Origin of the sequence: Pseudomonas sp. NFACC14 (genome assembly GCF_900106885.1) — a bacterium.
Lineage (GTDB): Bacteria > Pseudomonadota > Gammaproteobacteria > Pseudomonadales > Pseudomonadaceae > Aquipseudomonas > Aquipseudomonas fluorescens_AA.
On the sequence record NZ_FNOA01000017.1, the window covers coordinates 102,205 to 121,340 of the forward strand.

Here is a 19,136-nt window from a genome sequence, read left to right on the forward strand (position 1 = left end):
GAGGCCCCTCATGACCCGTAGAGTTGCATTGATTACCGGTGCCGCCAGCGGCATCGGCCAAGCGCTGGCCGTGGCGTATGCCCGTCACGGTGTGGCCGTGGCCGCGGGCTACTTGCCGGCGGACCCCCACGACCCGCAAGACACCCGCCAGCAGATCGAGGCGTTGGGTGGCGAATGCCTGATGCTGCCACTGGACGTCACCGACAGTCGTTCGGTGGATAACCTGGCCGAGCAGGCATTCAGCACTTTCGGGCGCCTTGATTACGCGGTGGCCAACGCCGGCCTGCTGCGCCGTGCGCCGCTGTTGGAAATGAGCGACGAGGCCTGGAACGCCATGCTCGATGTCGATCTGACCGGGGTGATGCGCACCTTCCGCGCCAGCGTTCGCTACATGACCGAGGGCGGTGCGTTGGTGGCGATTTCTTCGATCGCCGGCGGCGTGTATGGCTGGCAGGACCATTCTCATTACGCCGCGGCCAAGGCCGGTGTGCCAGGGCTATGCCGTTCGCTGGCGGTGGAGCTGGCTGGGCAGGGCATTCGCTGCAATGCGGTGATCCCGGGCCTGATCGAGACGCCGCAGTCCTTGGACAGCAAAAACTCCCTCGGCCCCGAAGGCCTGGCCAAGGCGGCCCGGGCGATTCCGCTGGGGCGAGTCGGCCGCGCCGATGAGGTGGCGTCGCTGGTGCGGTTCCTGACCGGCGATGAGTCCAGCTACCTGACGGGCCAGAGCATCATCATCGACGGCGGCCTGACGGTACGTTGGCCGGATTGACGCCGGGCGTCACGGGTTTTGTTTTCAGTGACGGCCATCCCTGTTTGCCCTGGATCTGGAGGATTGTCCCATGCGACAACTGTTCAACCGCCGCGCCGTGATCACCGGCGCCGGCAGCGGCATCGGTGCCGCCATCGCGCGGGCTTATGCCGCGCAAGGTGCGCGCCTGGTGCTGGCAGATCGCGATGCCGAGCGCTTGTCCGCCACCGCAAACGACTGTCGCGCGCTGGCGGTCGAGGTGTACGAGTGCGTGGCCGATGTCGGCACGGTCGAAGGGGCCCAGGCTGGGGTCGATGCGTGCGTCGAGCGGTTCGGCGGTATCGATATCCTGGTCAACAACGCCGGCATGCTGACCCAGGCGCGTTGTACCGAGCTGAGCATCGACATGTGGAACGACATGCTCCGGGTCGACTTGACCAGCGTGTTCATCGCCAGCCAGCGAGCCTTGCCCCACATGCTGGCGCAGCGATGGGGGCGGATCATCAACGTCGCCTCGCAATTGGGCATCAAAGGCGGGGCCGAGCTCAGCCACTACGCGGCGGCCAAGGCCGGGGTGATCGGCTTTACCAAGTCGCTGGCCCTGGAAGTGGCTGCCGACAACGTGTTGGTCAATACCATCGCCCCCGGACCGATCGAAACACCGCTGGTGGCCGGCATCAGTGAAAGCTGGAAACAGGCCAAGTCCGCCGAACTGCCTTTGCGACGCTTCGGCCTGGCCACGGAAGTGGCGCCCACCGCCGTGCTGCTGGCCAGTGACCCGGGAGGCAACCTGTTCGTGGGGCAAACCCTGGGACCGAATGCCGGCGACGTCATGCCATGAAGGAGTGCTGAAGCATGTGTGGCTTGTGCGGTCTATTGGGCGAAGACGTGCATTGGAGCGATCCGCTGGGTGACGGGCTGCCCCGTCGTCGCGAGCGATTGCGGCGGATTTCAGCGATTAACCGGGTGCTGGCGCCGTTACGGCTCAAGGTCGAAGACTTCCAGGGCACGGCGTATCTGCTGCTGGGCGCTACCGGGCGGCAGGAACTGGCCAGTGGGCTCGACCAGCTGTGGAGCCTGGCCGAGTCGATGGCGGGCCGCGCGGCGGATCCTCTCGATCCGGCCCTGCTCCAGTCTTTGGAGTCGGCCTCATGAGCATCGCCCTGAACGTCGTGACCGGGTTTCTCGGCAGTGGCAAGACCACCTTGCTCAACCGTCTGCTGCAAGACGAAAGCCTCGGTGACACAGCGCTGCTGATCAATGAGTTCGGCGATATCGGCATCGATCACTTGTTGGTCCAGGAGGTGGCGCCGGACACGGTGCTGTTGCCCAGTGGATGCGTCTGCTGTTCCATCCGCGGCGAGTTGAAAGAGGCATTGCTCGATCTGCTGGCGCGGCGTGACCGGGGCGAGATCCCGGCCTTTCGACGGGTGATCCTGGAGACGACCGGGCTGGCCGATCCGGCGCCGATCCTGGCGACACTCAACAACGACGTGCAATTGCGCGGACGCTTCCATGTCGGCTTGGTGGTGACGCTGGTCGACGCCTGTCACGCCGAGTTGCAGGCGCGCATCCATCCAGAGTGGCTGGCCCAGGTGGCCGCCGCGGACCGCCTGCTGCTGAGCAAGACCGATCAGGCCACTGCGCCGGCTGTCAGCGCGTTGCGTCAGCGGCTGCAAGCGTTGAACCCGGGGGTGCCGCTGCTCGACACCCACGACGTGCTCAGTGGCGATCAATTATTGTTGGGCGAAGGCCTGCGTGGCGCCACGCCTGAAGTCGAGGTGGCCCGTTGGCAACTGCATCGTCCGCACGGCCAGGCCACGCCGCACGGCGATGCCCAGGTGTGCTGCCTGACCTTCGATCAGCCGCTGGACTGGATCGGCTTCGGGGTCTGGTTGTCGATGCTGCTAAGATGCCACGGCGAACGCATTCTTCGCGTCAAGGGATTGCTCAACGTGAACAGCCTCCAGGCCCCAGTCGTCATCCATGGTGTGCAGCATTGCCTGCACGCGCCGGTACACTTGCCCCACTGGCCCTGTGCCGAGCGCCAATCGCGCTTGGTATTTATCCTCAGGGGCCTGGACCCGGAGCGGTTGCGGCATTCGTTCGATGTCTTCGCCCGTTGCTTCGCCCCGGCGGCTGAGGTGAGTGCCTGATGCCTAGCGGCTCACCCATCACGTTGCGGGTGCTTGGCACCTCCGTCACCTTGCTCGAATCCCTGCGGGTTCGCGCCGAACAGGACCTGGGCATTCGCCTGGTCTATCAGGTCCACAGTGTCGAGCAGGCCCAGCGCATCGCGGTGATGCAACCGGACAGCTATGACCTGTACGACCAGTGGTTTCACAACGTTGATTTCGTCTGGCCGGCGAGAGCGATCCAGCCCATCGATACCCGGCGCATCGCGCTGTGGCACGAGATCAACGACCTGCCCAAGCGCGGCCGGTTGTCCGCCACGGATCGCCCGGTCAGCGGCAGCGTGCCCAATGAGCGCCTGTATGTGCAACACGACGGCAGCCTGGGCAGCACCGTCAGCGACTACATCAGCATGTTGCCGTTGACCCACAACGCCGACAGTTTTGCCTATCGCCCGGAACGCTTGCCGACGGGGTTTTCCCGTGACAACGAGAGTTGGGGCTGGCTGCTCGATCCGGCCTGGAGCGGACGTACCGCGCTGCAAAGCGACGCGGCGATTGGCGCCATCGACGCGGCGCTGGCGATACAGGGCATGGGTTTGGCGTCGTTCAAGGACATCGGCAATCTCAGCATCGAAGAGATCGACAACTTGGCCGACGTGTTGGTGCGCAAGCAGCGCGAAGGTCATTTCGCGGCGTTCTGGTCGGATGACGAACAGGCGGCGCAACTGATGCTCAGCCCGACCATCGACATCGAGAGCCTTTGGTCGCCGACCCTCATGCGCCTGCATCGGGCCGGGATCAAGTACCGCCTTGCCGTGCCCCGTGAAGGTTATCGCGCCTGGTTCGGTGGGTTGTCGGTGTCACGCCATGCCCGGGGAGCGGTGCTGGATGCCGCCTATGCGTTCCTTAATTGGTGGCTCTCGGGATGGCCCGGCGCGGTCATGGCGCGCCAGGGGTATTACATCAGCAACCCGCCCCGCAGCCGTGATCATTTGAGCGATGCCGAATGGGACTATTGGTACGCCGGCAAACCGGCCCGGGAAGTGTTGCCAGGCAGCGATGGTGAACCGCTGATCGACATCGGCGAAATGCGCGACGGCGGTTCGTATGAGCAACGCATGGGCCATATCGCCGTGTGGAACTCGGTGATGGACGAGCACAACTACCTGGTGCGGCGTTGGGGGGATTTTCTGCGTGCGGCCAACAAAGGCCGCTGAGCATCAAATCCCCTGGCTGCGCAACCAGCTCATCAATTGCGGCAACGGCAATGCTCCGCTCTGACGCGCCACTTCCCGGCCTTCCTTGAACAGAATCAGACTGGGAATCGAGCGGATCCCCAACTGTGCCGACAGTTGCTGGTTGGCCTCGCTGTCGAGCTTGGCCAAGCGGCATTTGCCCGTCAGTTGCGCGGCGGCCTGTTCGAACACCGGGGCGAAGGATTTGCACGGTCCGCACCAATCGGCCCAGACGTCCACCAACAACGGCAGGTCGCCCTTGATCTGGCTGGCGTAGTCGCCTTGCTTGAGTTCGAACGGTTTGCTCAATAACACCTGGGCCTTGCAGCGCCCGCACTTGGGCTGGTCGCCCAGGCGCTCGGCGGGTATGCGGTTGAGCCCGTTGCAATGGGGGCAGGGGATCAGCATCAGGTCGGTCTCCCGGAAAAATCATTGGCACAGATTGAACACTATACATAAACCACCACAAAACCCTGTGGGAGCGAGCTTGCTCGCGATGGCGGTTTATCAGTCAATACTGCATCGACTGTCAGACCGCTATCGCGAGCAAGCTCGCTCCCACAGGGTACATCGGTGAGGCTGTTACTTGGCGTTGGTCAACGTGTTGTAGCTGGTCATCAGGTTGCGGTAGTCCGGGATGTGGTTGGAGAACAAGGTCGCCAGACCTTCCACGTCGTTGCGCCAGTCGCGGTGCAGTTCACAGGCCAGGCCGAACCAGGTCATCAGTTGCGCACCGGAGGACGACATGCGGTCCCAGGCCGATTGACGGGTCAGTTCGTTGAACGTGCCGGAAGCATCGGTGACCACGAACACGTCGAAACCTTCGGCCAGGGCCGACAGTGCCGGGAAGGCTACGCAGACTTCGGTGACCACGCCGGCGATGATCAGTTGCTTCTTGCCGGTGGCCTTGATCGCCTTGACGAAATCTTCGTTGTCCCAGGCGTTGATCTGGCCAGGGCGAGCGATGTACGGCGCGTCCGGGAACAGCGTCTTGAGTTCTGGCATCAACGGGCCGTTGGGGCCGGTTTCGAAGCTGGTGGTGAGGATGGTCGGCAGTTGGAAGTACTTCGCCAGGTCGGCCAGGGCCAGCACGTTGTTCTTGAAGCGGTCCGGGTCGATGTCGCGGACCAGGGACAGCAGGCCGGCTTGGTGATCGACCAGCAGAACGGCGGCGTTATCTTTGTCGAGACGGTTGTAGGAAGTGGTCATGGCGTAGCCCTCATTAAGTTTTGTTTGCCGAAGGTTTCGGCGTGGTCAAGGTTTTTAATGTCGGTGTAGCGATTGATGGGTGACTCATCCGGTCGAAGCGCTCCGGCGTCAATCCGTGTTGCGTTTCGATGGGTGTAGATTAAAACTGGCACCTTTGATGCGCTAGACTGCAAAAATTCGCCTTAGCGTTCTATTTGGAGAACGATCATCGAAGACCTCAATACGCTGTACTACTTCACCCAAGTCGTGGAACACCGTGGCTTCGCCGCTGCCGGCCGGGCGCTGGACATGCCCAAGTCGAAGCTCAGCCGACGTATCGCCCAGTTGGAAGATCGGCTTGGGGTGCGCTTGCTCCATCGCACCAGCCGCCACTGCACGCTGACGGAGATCGGCCAGGCCTACTACCAGCGCTGCCTGGCGATGCGGGTCGAGGCCGAGAGCGCGGCGGAAGTGATCGAGCGCAACCGTTCCGAGCCCCAGGGGCTGGTGCGTATCAGTTGCCCGACGGCGCTGCTCAATAGTTGGGTCGGGCCGATGCTGACCCGCTACATGCTTAAGTATCCCCGGGTTGAGTTGTTCATCGAGAGCACCAATCGCCGGGTCGACCTGATTCACGAAGGGTTCGACATCGCCTTGCGGGTGCGCTTTCCGCCGCTGGAAAACACCGACATGGTCATGAAGGTGCTGAGCAACAGCACCCAATGCCTGGTGGGCAGCCCGGCTTACCTTGAGCGCTTGTCTTCACCCGCTTCGCCGGCGGACCTCAACGGCCTGCCGAGCGTGCATTGGGGTGGGGCGCAGCGCGAATACCAGTGGGAATTGTTCGGCCCGGACGGCAGCCGCGCATTGATCCGCCATGAACCGCGCATGGTCACCGACGACCTGCTGGCCCTGCGGCACGCCGTGCTGGCCGGCATCGGCGTCGCCCATTTGCCCACCGTGGTGGTACGTGAAGACATCGCGGCTGGCCGGCTGGTGGAACTGGTGCCGGGCTGGACGCCCAAGTGCGGGATCGTCCACGCAATCTTTGCCTCACGACGCGGGTTGCTGCCGTCGGTGCGCACGCTGATCGATTTTCTGGCCGAGGAATTCAGTCACAGCGACATGGCGTAGGGCCGGGCCCGTTGGTTTATGCGAGTCAGTTAAGCCTCAAGCCCGTGGGAGCAAAGCTTGCTCGCGATTGGGGTGAGCAGTCGACTACGCCATTGACGGGGCTGCCGCCATCGCGAGCAAGCTTCGCTCCCACAGGTTTTGTGTCGTTTGATCCTTAACTGACCGGCATTAGCCACCCAGGCTGCCATTCATCAGGTGCGTTGCACTCAACGCCCAACAGGCCCTCAAAAAAATCACAACGTACTTGTTCGCAACCCGGAGGTCCCATGAGCAATCCTCAAGACCCAGACACCCCACAGGCGGTGGACAACCCCAATGACGACGGCTTCGTCCTCGGCACCGCCGGCCGCGACGAAGACCCCAACGCCGCCCCGGCCTACGCCATCGACCGCCGCCACGACCGGGACGAGCTGACCCCCGAAGACGCCCGCGGCATGCCCGGCTATCCCGAGGAAAAACCACCGGCAAAACCGACTGACAAGGACACTGCCGAAGCGGAGCCGGGCATCGAGACGCCCGAGCAGGGGAACGATAAGGTGGGGTGAGCTGGGCTCACATCTGTTCACATTTTTTACCGAAGCCTTAAGGGTTGGCTGGCTAGGCTAAAACGCCCGTGGGACCAGCAGCACCGGCCAATGCCCAAGGCGAGCGGCGTCGAGGCGCTGCGTTACCTAATGCGTGAACATGGTATGAGCCAGAGCGAGTTGCCAAGCGTTGGTACCCAGTCGGTGGTATCGGAGGTATTGAGCGGTAAGCGTCAGCTCAATTTGAGGCAGATCCGCTGGTTGGCCGAGCGCTTCGGTGTATCGGTGGAAACCTTCATTTGATGGCTAGGCACGCTCATCGTGGCGAGGGAGCTTGCTCCCGCTCGGTTCTGTAGGAGCTGCCGAAGGCTGCGATCTTTTGATCTTTCGCTTGAGACTCCAGTGTCTTGGAAAGATCGCAGCCTCGTTGCACTCGACAGCTCCTACAACGCAGCCCAGCGGGAGCAAGCTCCCTCGCCACAGGGTTAACCATGCCCCCGAACAGTTATGTGTTGGGCGGGAAGGTGATTTCAGCCGTGGCGCCGCGTTACGACGAGCAGCTGATTTCCAGGTGCTTGCCCCACTCCGGCGGACGTTGCGCGTAGCTGTCCATGCCCGGTTGCTCTTCGAACGGCTTGCTCAGCACGGTGTGCAGACGGCGGACTTCTTCGTAGTCGCCTGATTCGGCGGCGTCGATGGCTTTCTGTGCCAGGTAGTTGCGCAGCACGTACAGCGGGTTGACGGCGTGCATGCGCGCGCGGCGTTGGTCTTGATCGACGGGGCCTTCGCGATTGACGCGGGCAACATACAATTCGCCCCAGGCGTCGAAGCCCTTGAGGTCGACGAAGTCATCGCGCAGGGTGGTCACGGCTTGCTCGGGCGCCTGGTCGCCCAGTCGGCGGAAGAACAGGCTGTAGTCGACGCCGCTGTTCTGCATCAATTGCAGCAAGCGCTCCACCAGTTTCTGGTCGTCTTCTTCGGCGCGGGTCAGGCCGAGGCGGCGGCGCATCAGGTCCAGGTAATGGGCCTGGTACAGCGGCAAGTACAGCCCGAGGGTCTCGCGCAGGGCATCGACGCTGATGAAGGGTGTCAGGGCCTGGGCCAGGGCGCTGAGGTTCCATTGGCCGATGGGCACCTGGTTGCTGAAGGAATAGCGCCCCTGATCATCGGAGTGGTTGCAGATGAAGTTGGCATCGAAGTCGTCGAGGAAGGCGAACGGTCCGAAGTCGAAGGTGATGCCCAGGATCGACATGTTGTCGGTGTTCATCACGCCATGGCAGAAACCGTAGGCCTGCCATTTGGCAATCAGCTCGGCGTTGCGCTCGACGATTTCGCGGAACATCGCCAGGTACGGCTCCGGCTGCTCGCGGCACTCGGCAAAATGCAGGTTCAACACGTGCTCGGCCAGGGCCGCCTGCAGTTCGGGTTTCTTGGTGTAGTAGAAGTATTCGAAATGCCCGAAGCGCACATGGCTGGGGGCCAGGCGCAGCACCATGGCGGCGCGCTCCTGCTTTTCCCGCCACACCGGGGTGTCCGAGCCGATCACGCACAAGGCCCGGGTGGTGGGAATGCCGAGGGCGTGCAGGGCTTCGGAGGCGAGGAATTCGCGGATCGAGGAGCGCAGCACCGCGCGCCCGTCGCCCATCCGTGAGAACGGCGTCTGGCCGGCACCCTTGAGGTGCAGGTCCCAGTGCTCGCCAGCCTCGTTGTACACCTCGCCCAGCAGCAATCCTCGACCGTCGCCCAGTTGTGGGTTGTAGTGACCGAACTGATGCCCGGAATACACCATCGCCCGTGGCTCGGTTTCGGCCCAGAGCTTGTGGCCGCCAAAGATCTCGGCGAACAGCGGTGCCTGGGCTTGCGCCGGGTCCAGGTCCAGCAACGCCATGGCCGCCGGGCTGGCGACCACCAGCCTTGGGTTGTCGATGGGCTCGGGCAGCACGTGGGTCGAGAAACCGTCGCCCAGGCGGGCGAAGCGGTTATCGAAGGTCAGGGTTTCCAGCGTTTTCATGGCCGTCTCCGGCGGGACGCCCGCAGGCAACCCGCGATCAGTCGAGTGTGCCTTGCGGCGGCTCAGGCACCGGCTTGATGCTGGCGACAGCCGACGGCACGGGCGTGATGGTCTTTTTGTCGGGCTCGGCAGGCACCAGTTTGTATTCCTGGCCTTGCATGTTCTTCAGATAGATTTCCATCTGCCGGAAGGAGATGTTGATGTGCTCCTTCTTGAATTCCCGATTGATGAAGCGGTTGATTTCGTCCAGCACCGGGTTACGGTCACCGAGGTCGCGTACGTGCATGCGCAACTCGTGGTCCAGGGTGCTTTCACCGAAGTTCAGGAAGTACACGATCGGTTCCGGTTCCTTCAGCACCCGTGGGTTCTCGCGGGCCGCCTTGAGCAGCAACTCACGCACCCGGTCCAGGTCCGAGCCATAGTCCACGCCCAGTTTCAGGGTTACCCGGGTGACGGTGTCGGTCAGCGACCAGTTGATCAGTTGCCCGGTGATGAACGTCTTGTTCGGGACAATGATGTCCTTGCGGTCGAAGTCGGTGATGGTGGTCGCGCGAATGCGGATCTTGCTCACCGTGCCCGACAGATTGCCGATAGTGATGGTGTCGCCGATGCGCACCGGGCGCTCGAACAGGATCATGATCCCGGAGATGAAGTTGGCGAAGATCTCCTGCATGCCGAAGCCCAGGCCCACCGACAGCGCGGCCACCAGCCATTGCAGTTTGTCCCAGCTCACGCCCAGGGTGGACAGGGTGGTGACGAAACCGACGCCGGCGATCACATAGGACAGCAGCGTGGTGGTGGCATAGGCACTGCCCTGGGCCAGGTTCAGCTTCGACAGCACGAACACTTCCAGCAGGCCTGGCAGGTTTCGCGCCAGGGCGAAGGTGATGCCGATGATGATCAGCGCCCCGAGCATGTCGCCGATGCTGATGGGCACCATGCTCATGTTGGCGCCGGTGCCGCTGGTGTATTCGTAGAGGGTGATGTTGTCCAGGTACGAGAACACGCTGATCAGGTCCGACCAGACCCAATACAGCGCGGCGATGAAACCACCCAGCAGGGCCAGGCGGATCAGGCGCAGGGACTGTTCGTTGACCTTCTCGATGTCCAGCGTCGGCTCCTCGACCACCGCTTCGCCATCGCCGGCCTCCTTGGCCGCCTGGCGCTTGGCCAGGGCGCGCTGGTAGGCCAGGCGCCGTGCCGCCACCGACAGGCCGCGGACGAAGGTCGCCTCGATCACCAGCCAGAACATCAGCAGGTACAGGGTATTGATCAAGCGGTCGCTGAGTTTCAGCGCGGTGTAGTAGTAGCCAAAGCAAACCGCCACGAACAGCGCGATTGGCAGCGCGGTGAACAGCACCCCGACGGCCTTGCGGAACAGCGAAGTGTTCCTGTGCGTCGGGCTGCTGAGCAACAGGCGGCTGAGCAACCACGCCATCAGCGCGTAGCAGGTCAGCACCACCGGCATGCCGAGTACGTCATCGGCCAGGGTCGCGGGTTGCAACTCGGCCACGGCCACCACGGCCACCAACGCCAGCACCACCAGCCCGAGCCGGCGGATCCAGCCTTGGAGGAATTCGACCTGGGGTTTCTCCCAGCGGAAATGCAACTCGGCCACGCCGCCCGGCGACAACACTCGATAGGCGGTGTAGAACACCAGCCAGGCCTGGCCGATCTGCAGCAGCGCCGCGCCGAGGTTGGCGTTCTGACCGCGGGCGTCGATCTGCAAGGCATAGCCGCAGAGGGTCAGCGCCAGGGCCACCGGCATGGCCAGCAGGATATTGATCAGGATCGCCTGGGGTGTGTGCCACTGGCTGTCGCGCTTGAAGTGGCCAACGTCTTGGTGAACCTTGTTCAGACGAGCATAGAGATGCTTGCGTCGCCACAACAGCGCACCGATCAGCAGCGCCAGGGGCAGGAACAGCAGCGGTCGCTGGGTCAGGCCATCGGCCAGCTCGCTCAGGCTGGAGGCCCAGGGCAACGAGTCGATCTGTTTTTCCAGGCGCGTCGGTACGGCACGCAACCATTCGAAATCCAGCGGTTTATTGCTGGGAATCCAGAACATCTGCTCTTCGAGGGTCGCCCGCAGGTTCTGGGCGGTGCTGAGCAGTTGTTTCTGGTTGAGCTGCAAGGTGATCGATTCGTTGAGCACTGCGCTCAACTCACGGTTCAACCGTTCCAGCAGGTCGACACGGGTCAGGGCCAGTTCCAGCAAGGCCTTGCGCAGTTGCGGGGTGACTTGTTCCGAAGGCTGGGAGGCCAGCAGGCTGTCGACGTAGGCGCTGGGGTTGTTCAGTAGCTCACGTTGCTGGCTGACTTCGAACTGGTACAGGCGGATGTCGGCGATCTGGTCGGCCAGGTTCTGGTCGAGCTTGAGGCGCGGCAAGGTCTGGCGCTGCTTGTAGAGAATCTTGGAGAGTAGCAGGCTGCCCTTGAGCACGCTGATCTGCTCGTCCAGGGCCGCGTCGGTCTGGGTCACGCTGTCCAGCAGTTGCTTGGTCTGCAGGTTCTGCTGGGTGACCTCGTTGAGGCGGTCGGTGCTTTTGAGCAGGTAGTCGGAGAGCTTCAGGTTGGCCGCGCTTTCGGTCGCCAGCAAGCTGCTGCCACCGGCCTTCTGGGCTTCGATGGATTGCTGGGTCACCGTCTCCTGGGATTGGGCCAGGCGCTTCTGGTTGATCAGGTTCTGCAGGTCCTGGATTTCCTGCTCCATGCGGGCGATTTTTTCCATCAGCAGATCGTGCTGGCCGTTGCCCAGGTCCTGCAGTTGGCTGTTGCCGGCCAGTTCCTGGCGGCGCAGTGGGATCAGTGCATTGAGCGCCGCCAACTCGGCGTTGAGCTGGTCGCGTTGCTCGCCGCTCAGGGTCTTGCCGGCGTCGCGGCCGGCCTTGAGGATGGCATTGATCTGCTGGATGCGGGTCTGGCTGCTGGAAATTTCCGCCTGGGCCCGTTCGGGACGGGTCTGGGCGGTGATGACCAGGCTATTGGCATCGGCCAGGGCTTTTTGCAGATCACCCTGCTGGGTGGAGCGATCCGTGAGCATTTGCTCGAGCTGGGGAATCGGCAGGTTGGCGTAGCGCTGCGCCACCGGCACCACCGTGGTGCCCTTGAGCCGCGCCAGTTCGCGCTGGTTCTCGATGTTCTGCTTGGGCGCAGTGGCCAGTTGCTGCTTGAGCGCCTGCAGCTTCTGTTCGTAGTCGGCCTTGTTGTTGAGCTGGGTCAGCGTGCTCTGCAAGACGGCCTGCAGGGCTTTCTGGTCGGCTTCCGGCAGTTTGCGGTCGGCGATCTTGTCCAGGCTGGCCTGCACCGAAGCGCTGGTGGGAAGATCAGCGGCTTGCAGCGTGCAGATGGAGAGACTCAGGCCCAGCAGGGCGGTGGCGAAAAAGGAGCGCAGGGTAGGCATAGAGACCGGTCAAGCAAATGAGAGTGGGAGCAGTTTAGAGGAACAAGCCGGGACCCGGGCGACTTCCTTCGGGGAATCTGACGCCCACTTTGCCGATCTTGTTCCCGTCCATGGCCGCAACGGTCCACAGGGTGTTGTTCCAGTCCACCTGGTCGCCGACCACTGGCGCGCCGCCCACTTTCTGGGCGATGAAGCGGCCCAGGGACATGTCCGGATCGATGCCGTCCAGCTTCAACCCGTACAGCGCGGCAACCGCGGCCAGCTGGGCGTCTCCTTCGAGTACGAAGTCGCCGAAGAAGCGCAGATCCAGGCCCCGTTGCGGCGCCTGGCTGAACAGTTTTCCAAGGGCCGGCAAATCGTGTTCGTGGCCGATAACACACAGCAAATCATCGACTTCCAACACCGTACTACCCGACGGATGGAGCAGTTGCTGGCCACGAAACAGGGCGGCGATGCGGGTGCCTTCGGGCATTTTCAGGTCCCGCAGGGGCGAGCCGATGCACCACTTTTCCGCGCCCAGGCGATAAATGAACAGCTCCCACTCGCTGGTGACGTGCACTTCCAGTGCGGCCCGGGAAATCGGCAGCGGTTCGGGCGGGACGGTCACGTGCAGCAACTTGGCGACCCACGGCAGGCTCGTGCCCTGCACCAGCAGCGAGACCAGCACGATAAAGAACGCCAGGTTGAAGTAGAGCTGGGCGTGGGGCAGGCCGGCCATCAACGGGAACACGGCCAGGATGATCGGCACCGCGCCGCGCAGGCCGACCCAGGAAATGAAGGCTTTCTCGCGACCATGGAACGCCTTGAACGGCAGCAGGCCCACCATGACCGACAACGGACGGGCAAACAGGATCATCCACAGCGCCAGGCCCAGGGCCGGCAGGGCGATCGGCAGCAGGTCGTGGGGCGTGACCAGCAGCCCCAGCACCAGGAACATGCCGATCTGGGCCAGCCAGGCCATGCCATCGAGCATGTGCAGGATGCCGTGGCGGCTGCGCACCGGGCGGTTGCCGATCACCAGGCCGCACAGGTACACCGCCAGGAAACCGCTGCCGTGCAGGGCGTTGGTCAGGGCGAACACGGCCAGGCCGCCACTGATGACGAGGATCGGGTAGAGACCGTTGGCCAGATTGATGCGATTGACCAGCTGCAGCATCAGCCAGCCACCGCCCAGGCCGAGTACCGAGCCGATGCCGAACTCACGCACCAGGTGCCCGAGCAGGCTCCAGTGCAGGCCGGTTTCGCCACTGGCAAGCATGCCGATCAGGGTGACGGTGAGGAACACCGCCATGGGGTCGTTGCTGCCGGACTCGATCTCGAGGGTGGCGCTGACCCGCTCGTTCAGGCCCTTGCCGCCCAGCAGCGAGAACACCGCCGCGGCATCGGTCGAGCCGACGATGGCGCCGATCAGCAGGCCCTGGATCAGGTTCAAGTTGAACAGCCAGGCCGCCGCCAATCCGGTCAGCCCGGTGGTGATCAACACACCGACCGTGGCCAGCGACAACGCCGGCCACAGCGCCACGCGGAAACTCGAGACTCGCGTGCGCAAGCCGCCGTCCAGCAGGATGACGGCCAAGGCGAGGTTGCCGACCAGATAAGCCGTGGCGTAGTTATCGAAGAGAATACCGGCGCCGTCGACACCGGCCACCATGCCCACGGCCAGGATGATCACCAGGATCGGGATGCCCAGGCGGGACGAAAGAGAACTGACCAGGATGCTCGCACCTACCAGCAACGCGCCGATCAAGAACAGGCTGTTGATGGTCGCTGCAGTCAAAGGCGTTACTCCGGGAAAACTGAGGGGCGGGCACAGACTGACCATGCAGTCTGCGTGCCAGCGATTCTAACCTGTTGAAATGTGATGCTGTCAAAAAAGGTTTGGGATTGGCGGGGCTGAACAAGCCCCTTTGCTATTGATTCACAGCAATGGATTGGACATGGCCCTTGTGGCGAGGGGATTTATCCCCGTCCGAGTGCGAGGCGCTCGCCTTCTGGTTGCATGGCAGCACAGTTGGGGGCTGCTTCGCAGCCCAGCGGGGATAAATCCCCTCGCCACAGCAAGCTCTCGCCACAAAGGCGGGTTGAGCCTTAAAGGCTGAACCGCCCGACCATGCTGTTCAGGTCCACGGCCAGGCGCGACAGTTCGGCGCTGGCGGCGCTGGTCTGGTTGGCGCCGGTGGCCGATTGCACCGACAGGTCACGGATGTTCACCAGGTTGCGGTCCACTTCACGGGCCACCTGGGCCTGTTCCTCGGCGGCGCTGGCGATCACCAGGTTGCGTTCGTTGATCTCGACGATGGCCGTGTTGATGGTGTCCAGGGACAGGCCGGCGCCACGGGCGATGTTCAGGGTCGACTCGGCGCGCTCGGTGCTGTTGCGCATCGAGTCCACGGCGTGTTCGGTGCCGCTCTGGATGCTGCCGATCATGCGTTCGATCTCGCTGGTCGACTGCTGGGTACGGTGGGCCAGGGCGCGGACTTCGTCGGCCACCACGGCAAAACCACGACCAGCCTCACCGGCACGGGCGGCTTCGATGGCGGCATTCAGGGCCAGCAGGTTGGTCTGGTCGGCCAGGCCGCGGATCACGTCCAGCACTTTGCCGATATCGCGGGACTCATCGGCCAGGTTACCGATCAGCGTGGCGGTGCTTTGTACGTCGGCACTCATGCGTTCGATGGCACCGACGGTTTCCTGCACCAGGTCGCGGCCGTCGCCAGCGGATGTGGTGGCGTGTTTCGACGCTTCCGACGTGCTGACCGCATTGCGTGCGACCTCTTCCACGGCGCTGGTCATTTCGTTGACCGCTGTCGCGGCCTGTTCGATTTCGTTGTTCTGCTGGGTCAGGCCCCGGGCGCTTTCGTCAGTGACGGCGTTGAGCTCTTCGGCCGCCGACGCCAGCTGTGTGGCCGAACCGGAGATCCGTTGCAAGGTATCGCGCAGTTTTTCCTGCATGGTCGACATCGCCCGCAGCAGGCGACCGGCTTCGTCGCTGCCGTCAACGGTGATCGGCCGGGTCAGGTTGCCCTTGGCGATCTCTTCGGCGGCATCCAACGCGTTGGCGATCGGCTTGGTGATGCTGTTGGTCAGCAGCCAGGCGAACAGCAGGGTCAGGCCGGTGGCGATGACCAGCAGGGTGACCACCCAGTTGAAAGCGCTTGAATATTGTTGCGCCGCGCCCTTATTGAGCGCCTCGGCTTGCAGGTTGTTGATCTCCACCAAGCGGCCGATTGCGGCATTGATGGCATCGGAGTTGCTCAGCAGTTCAGTGTTGAGCAACGTGCGCAGTTCATCGACCTGATTGTTGCGTGACAGGGTTTTCATGCGCTCTTCGAGCTGACGGTACTGCCCGAGCAGTTGCACATACTGATCGTAGGCGGCCCGTTCGTCCGGGGCGCTGATGAGCTTTTCGTAGGCGGTCTGGGCCGCGTGGATCTGTTGACCGCGTTGTTCCAGCAGATCGTAGGTTTTCTGCTGGATGTCCGGCTCGCGGTTGACCAGCAAGCGATAGGACAAGACGCGCAGGCGCAGGGTGAGTTGGGTGAACTCGTCCAGGGCCTTGATACTGGGCACGCTGTTCTGGGCGATGATTTCGCCGGACCCGCGGATTTTGCTCATCTGGGTCAGGGCGAAGACCCCGAGGGCCAGCATCAGGGCGCCGATCAGGGCAAACCCCAGGAACGCCCGCGGCGCGATGTTCATATTACGTAGGGACATGGAAAATACCGAAAATAGATGCGTCCGTGCGGGGCTGAGGCTGCTGTTCACTGACTTATCGGTCATGGGCCTGAAGTCTTGAGGCGTTGTGGGCTTTTGTCGCAGGGCAAGGCCTGTCACGCGACGAAGGGTAGGAACCCGATGCTTGAATCGCAGTCTCTACAGCTCGCGAGCAAGCACCGCCACCGTGTAAAGCGTGGCATCGGCGGTGACTTTTCTTTATCGTACGCGCCCCTTGGAAAAGCCTGGAAATCAATATGTTGGAAACATCCCTCAGCCAACTGGAGCAACTGGTCAACGACCTGGTGCAACAGAACCTGCACCTCACCGGCCTGAACGAAACCCTGAGCGCCGAACTTGCCAGGGCCAAGGATGAAAACGAAAGCCTGCAACTGAGCCTGATGGAACAGGAAGAACTGCATGGCGCCACCGCCGCGCGTATCCAGGCCCTGATCGAGCGCGCCAGCGCCGGCCCTGTCAGCGCATGAAGCACGGCGCCGATGGGGTGACGGTCATCTCGATCCTGGGAGAAGACTATTCAATCAAAGCGCCGGCCGGGCAGGAACAGGCCCTGTTGGACGCCGCTTCGATGCTCAAGGCCGCACTGGCCGACACGAAAAGGAAATACCCGACGCTGATCGGCGATCGCCTGCTGGTACTGGCGGCCATGAACCTGTGTTCGCAACAGATCGAAATGCAGAAGAGCCATCAGGCGGAACTCGACCGTTACCAAGAGCAAGTCAGCGCCACGGTCGAGGTGATTGCCAAGACGATCCAGCAGGCCTGAAACCGTTAACGAATGTTGACTGAGGGGCTTGTGTGGGAGCGAGCTTGCTCGCGATGGCGTCAGCACAGCTGCCTGTGTGTTGGCTGAAACACCGCTATCGCGAGCAAGCTCGCTCCCACAGTGGATCGGTGGTGAACGCAGATGTCGTGTTCACTTGGAACCCCCTGTGGGAGCGAGCCTGCTCGCGATTGGATTTCAGCGGCGCCGCAAGAATTGGATCAGAACCACTCATCCCGCATCCCCAGGCACGTATCATCCCGCGCCTCGAGAATCGCCAGCTCATGGTGACACCCCGGCACTTCCCAGGTCAGGAAGTAGCGCGCCGCTTGCAGCTTGCCCTTATAGAAGTCGCTGTCCGCGGCATTGCCCCTGGCCAGGCCTTCCTCGGCACGAATCGCCTGTTCCAGCCAGCGCCAGCCGATCACCATGTGCCCAAACACCTTCAGGTATAGCGCCGAGTTGGCGAGACTGCTGTTGACCTTGCCCTGGGCCAGGTCCGTCAGCAGGCCCAGGGTGACGGTTTGCAGGCGCGCCACCAACGCTTCCAGCGGCTGGCGTAATGGCGTCAATGATGGGTGCGCCTGGGCTCGTTCAGTGGTGTCGGCCACCAGGCGGATCAACTGCTTTAGCCCGGCGCCGCCGTTCTGCGCCAGCTTTCGCCCCAGCAGGTCCAGGGACTGGATGCCATGGGTGCCTTCATGGATCGGGTTCAGGCGGTTGTCGCGATAATACTGTTCCACCGGGTATTCGCGGGTGTAGCCGTGACCGCCCAGGATCTGGATCGCCAGTTCGTTGGCTTTCAGGCAGAACTCCGAGGGCCAGGATTTGACGATGGGGGTCAGCAGGTCCAGCAGTTCATGGGCGCGCCGACGCTCGGCTTCGCTGTCCAGGGTGGTGGTGTCGTCGAACAGCCGCGCTGCGTACAAGCCCAGGTCAAACGAACCCTCGACGTAGGCTTTTTGGGTCAACAGCATGCGGCGCACGTCGGCGTGCTGGATGATCGCCACCGGGGCGGTGGTCGGGTCCTTGCTGTCGGGCACCCGGCCCTGCGGACGTTCGCGGGCGTATTCAAGGGAATACAGGTAGCCGGCGTAACCCAGCATCACCGCGCCCATGCCGACGCCGATGCGCGCCTCGTTCATCATCTGGAACATGTAGCTCAGGCCGTGGTGCGGCTTGCCCACGAGGTAACCGACGCATTCGCCGTTGTCACCGAAGTTCAACGCGGTCGACGTGGTGCCGCGCCAGCCCATCTTGTGGAACAGCCCGGCCAGCAGCACGTCGTTACGCGGGCCGAGGCTGCCATCGTCGTTGACCAGGAACTTGGGCACGATAAACAGCGAAATGCCCTTCACGCCCGGCGGCGCGTCCGGCAATTTCGCCAGGACCATGTGCACGATGTTTTCCGACAGCGGATGATCGCCACCGGAGATGAAGATCTTGTTGCCCTTGAGTCGATAGGTGCCATCGGACGCAGGCTCCGCCCGTGTACGAATATCCGACAACGAAGAACCTGCATGGGGCTCGGTCAGGGCCATGGTGCCGAAGAAGCGGCCGTCGATCATCGGTTGCAGGAAGCGTTGCTTCTGCTCATCGCTGCCAAAGCTTTCGATCAGGTTCGCCGCGCCCATGGTCAGGAACGGGTAAGAGGTCGATGCGGCATTGGCCGACTGGAAGTGTGCGAAGCAAGCCTGGGACAGCAGCGTCGGCAACTGCATGCCTCCGGCGTCGAAGCTGCGCGCGGCATTGAGAAAACCGGCCTCCAGAAAGGCATCCACCGCCGGCTTTACCTCGGGAATCAGGATCGCCTGGCCGTTCTCGTAGCGTGGTTCGTTTTCATCGTTCTTGCGGTTGTGGGGCGCGAAGAATTTCTCGGCGATGCTGCGGGCCGTGCCGAGGGCTGCGTCGAAGGTCTCGCGATTGTGTTCAGCAAACCGCTCGCGCTGAGTCAGGCCCTCGGCATCGAGGACTTCGTACAGCTCGAAAGCCAGATTGCGGGAACTGAGCAACGTCTCGGACATGGCGGCCTACCTTTTTTTGGAATGGGCCGAGTCTAGGCGTGCTGATAAAGGCTGAACAGGATGATTGATGACAGTGATGCAGAGGTGAGGGTGACACTAATCAAAATGTGGGAGCGAGCTTGCTCGCGATAGCAGTGTCCCAGTCGACAACATTTCTTCTGACTGAAGCACCGCTATCGCGAGCAAGCTCGCTCCCACAGGGTTTTTGTTGACCAGGCACCCCTTGCAGGTGCCTG

Annotated in this window: 16 protein-coding genes and 1 pseudogene; 10 read left to right on the plus strand and 7 right to left on the minus strand. The window is 62.8% G+C overall.

Features of this window, described 5'->3' with window-relative positions; translation table 11 throughout:
• The first annotated feature begins 10 nt into the window (after window positions 1-10).
• From BLU85_RS22295 to BLU85_RS22315, 5 genes are all read left to right on the plus strand, one after another.
• A complete protein-coding gene (locus BLU85_RS22295; protein ID WP_092203436.1) occupies window positions 11-772 on the plus strand; it encodes an SDR family NAD(P)-dependent oxidoreductase in 762 nt (253 codons plus the stop codon).
• 70 nt (window positions 773-842) lie between these two features.
• Window positions 843-1,592, plus strand: a complete 750-nt coding sequence (locus tag BLU85_RS22300; protein WP_092203439.1) for an SDR family NAD(P)-dependent oxidoreductase — start codon at window positions 843-845, stop codon at window positions 1,590-1,592.
• Window positions 1,593-1,606: 14 nt separating this feature from the next.
• A complete protein-coding gene (locus tag BLU85_RS22305) occupies window positions 1,607-1,906 on the plus strand; it encodes a hypothetical protein (protein ID WP_092203441.1) in 300 nt (99 codons plus the stop codon).
• Window positions 1,903-2,907: a CobW family GTP-binding protein gene (locus BLU85_RS22310; protein WP_092203443.1), complete on the plus strand. Its 1,005-nt coding sequence runs from the start codon at window positions 1,903-1,905 to the stop codon at window positions 2,905-2,907. The genes BLU85_RS22305 and BLU85_RS22310 overlap by 4 nt, the downstream gene beginning before the upstream one ends.
• Window positions 2,907-4,103: an ABC transporter substrate-binding protein gene (locus tag BLU85_RS22315; protein WP_092203445.1), complete on the plus strand. Its 1,197-nt coding sequence runs from the start codon at window positions 2,907-2,909 to the stop codon at window positions 4,101-4,103. Before BLU85_RS22310 ends, BLU85_RS22315 begins: the two co-directional genes overlap by 1 nt.
• Before the next feature lie 3 nt (window positions 4,104-4,106).
• Here the strand turns inward: BLU85_RS22315 and trxC are convergent, their stop codons facing one another.
• A complete protein-coding gene (trxC, locus tag BLU85_RS22320) occupies window positions 4,107-4,529 on the minus strand; it encodes a thioredoxin TrxC (protein WP_092203447.1) in 423 nt (140 codons plus the stop codon).
• A 174-nt stretch (window positions 4,530-4,703) separates the two neighbouring features.
• Window positions 4,704-5,330 (minus strand): isochorismate family cysteine hydrolase YcaC, encoded by a 627-nt coding sequence (ycaC, locus tag BLU85_RS22325; RefSeq protein ID WP_025211469.1) that lies wholly within the window; start codon window positions 5,328-5,330, stop codon window positions 4,704-4,706.
• A gap of 207 nt (window positions 5,331-5,537) precedes the next feature.
• Between ycaC and BLU85_RS22330 the strand changes: the two genes are divergently transcribed.
• The 3 genes and pseudogenes from BLU85_RS22330 to BLU85_RS22340 all read left to right on the plus strand — a co-directional run.
• Window positions 5,538-6,443 carry a LysR family transcriptional regulator gene (locus BLU85_RS22330; protein WP_218130103.1) on the plus strand — a complete coding sequence of 302 codons (906 nt, stop codon included), beginning with the start codon at window positions 5,538-5,540 and terminating at the stop codon, window positions 6,441-6,443.
• A 266-nt stretch (window positions 6,444-6,709) separates the two neighbouring features.
• Window positions 6,710-6,988, plus strand: a complete 279-nt coding sequence (locus tag BLU85_RS22335; RefSeq protein WP_092203449.1) for a hypothetical protein — start codon at window positions 6,710-6,712, stop codon at window positions 6,986-6,988.
• A gap of 69 nt (window positions 6,989-7,057) precedes the next feature.
• Window positions 7,058-7,270 (plus strand): annotated as a pseudogene (locus tag BLU85_RS22340) (type II toxin-antitoxin system HigA family antitoxin); the annotation flags it as partial.
• 244 nt (window positions 7,271-7,514) lie between these two features.
• Here the strand turns inward: BLU85_RS22340 and selO are convergent.
• The 4 genes from selO to BLU85_RS22360 all read right to left on the minus strand — a co-directional run bounded on the left by selO (window position 7,515) and on the right by BLU85_RS22360 (window position 16,092).
• Window positions 7,515-8,978, minus strand: a complete 1,464-nt coding sequence (selO, locus tag BLU85_RS22345) for a protein adenylyltransferase SelO (protein WP_092203451.1) — start codon at window positions 8,976-8,978, stop codon at window positions 7,515-7,517.
• A gap of 37 nt (window positions 8,979-9,015) precedes the next feature.
• Window positions 9,016-12,378, minus strand: coding sequence for a mechanosensitive channel MscK (mscK, locus tag BLU85_RS22350; RefSeq protein WP_092203453.1), 3,363 nt, complete (start codon window positions 12,376-12,378; stop codon window positions 9,016-9,018).
• 34 nt (window positions 12,379-12,412) lie between these two features.
• The gene (locus BLU85_RS22355; RefSeq protein ID WP_092203455.1) at window positions 12,413-14,155 is read right to left on the minus strand and encodes a potassium/proton antiporter; all 1,743 of its coding nucleotides are present in this window, start codon (window positions 14,153-14,155) and stop codon (window positions 12,413-12,415) included.
• Between the two features lie 311 nt (window positions 14,156-14,466).
• Window positions 14,467-16,092, minus strand: a complete 1,626-nt coding sequence (locus BLU85_RS22360; RefSeq protein WP_092203457.1) for a methyl-accepting chemotaxis protein — start codon at window positions 16,090-16,092, stop codon at window positions 14,467-14,469.
• Between the two features lie 257 nt (window positions 16,093-16,349).
• On the opposite strand from BLU85_RS22360, the gene BLU85_RS22365 reads away from it, so the two are divergent.
• Both BLU85_RS22365 and BLU85_RS22370 read left to right on the plus strand, forming a co-directional pair.
• Window positions 16,350-16,580, plus strand: a complete 231-nt coding sequence (locus tag BLU85_RS22365) for a hypothetical protein (RefSeq protein WP_053117769.1) — start codon at window positions 16,350-16,352, stop codon at window positions 16,578-16,580.
• Complete coding sequence (locus BLU85_RS22370; protein ID WP_060739489.1) at window positions 16,577-16,879, plus strand: cell division protein ZapA; 303 nt, start codon at window positions 16,577-16,579, stop codon at window positions 16,877-16,879. The genes BLU85_RS22365 and BLU85_RS22370 overlap by 4 nt, the downstream gene beginning before the upstream one ends.
• A 218-nt stretch (window positions 16,880-17,097) precedes the next feature.
• Here the strand turns inward: BLU85_RS22370 and BLU85_RS22375 are convergent, their stop codons facing one another.
• Window positions 17,098-18,900: an acyl-CoA dehydrogenase gene (locus BLU85_RS22375; RefSeq protein ID WP_092203459.1), complete on the minus strand. Its 1,803-nt coding sequence runs from the start codon at window positions 18,898-18,900 to the stop codon at window positions 17,098-17,100.
• Window positions 18,901-19,136 lie beyond the last annotated feature (236 nt).

Coding starts and splice junctions, on each gene's coding strand:
- BLU85_RS22295 (WP_092203436.1), top strand. CDS start 11: ATGACCCGTAGAGTTGCATTGATTACCGGTGCCGCCAGCGGCATCGGC.
- BLU85_RS22300 (WP_092203439.1), top strand. CDS start 843: ATGCGACAACTGTTCAACCGCCGCGCCGTGATCACCGGCGCCGGCAGC.
- BLU85_RS22305 (WP_092203441.1), top strand. CDS start 1,607: ATGTGTGGCTTGTGCGGTCTATTGGGCGAAGACGTGCATTGGAGCGAT.
- BLU85_RS22310 (WP_092203443.1), top strand. CDS start 1,903: ATGAGCATCGCCCTGAACGTCGTGACCGGGTTTCTCGGCAGTGGCAAG.
- BLU85_RS22315 (WP_092203445.1), top strand. CDS start 2,907: ATGCCTAGCGGCTCACCCATCACGTTGCGGGTGCTTGGCACCTCCGTC.
- trxC (WP_092203447.1), bottom strand. CDS start 4,529: ATGCTGATCCCCTGCCCCCATTGCAACGGGCTCAACCGCATACCCGCC.
- ycaC (WP_025211469.1), bottom strand. CDS start 5,330: ATGACCACTTCCTACAACCGTCTCGACAAAGATAACGCCGCCGTTCTG.
- BLU85_RS22335 (WP_092203449.1), top strand. CDS start 6,710: ATGAGCAATCCTCAAGACCCAGACACCCCACAGGCGGTGGACAACCCC.
- selO (WP_092203451.1), bottom strand. CDS start 8,978: ATGAAAACGCTGGAAACCCTGACCTTCGATAACCGCTTCGCCCGCCTG.
- mscK (WP_092203453.1), bottom strand. CDS start 12,378: ATGCCTACCCTGCGCTCCTTTTTCGCCACCGCCCTGCTGGGCCTGAGT.
- BLU85_RS22360 (WP_092203457.1), bottom strand. CDS start 16,092: ATGTCCCTACGTAATATGAACATCGCGCCGCGGGCGTTCCTGGGGTTT.
- BLU85_RS22365 (WP_053117769.1), top strand. CDS start 16,350: ATGTTGGAAACATCCCTCAGCCAACTGGAGCAACTGGTCAACGACCTG.
- BLU85_RS22370 (WP_060739489.1), top strand. CDS start 16,577: ATGAAGCACGGCGCCGATGGGGTGACGGTCATCTCGATCCTGGGAGAA.
- BLU85_RS22375 (WP_092203459.1), bottom strand. CDS start 18,900: ATGTCCGAGACGTTGCTCAGTTCCCGCAATCTGGCTTTCGAGCTGTAC.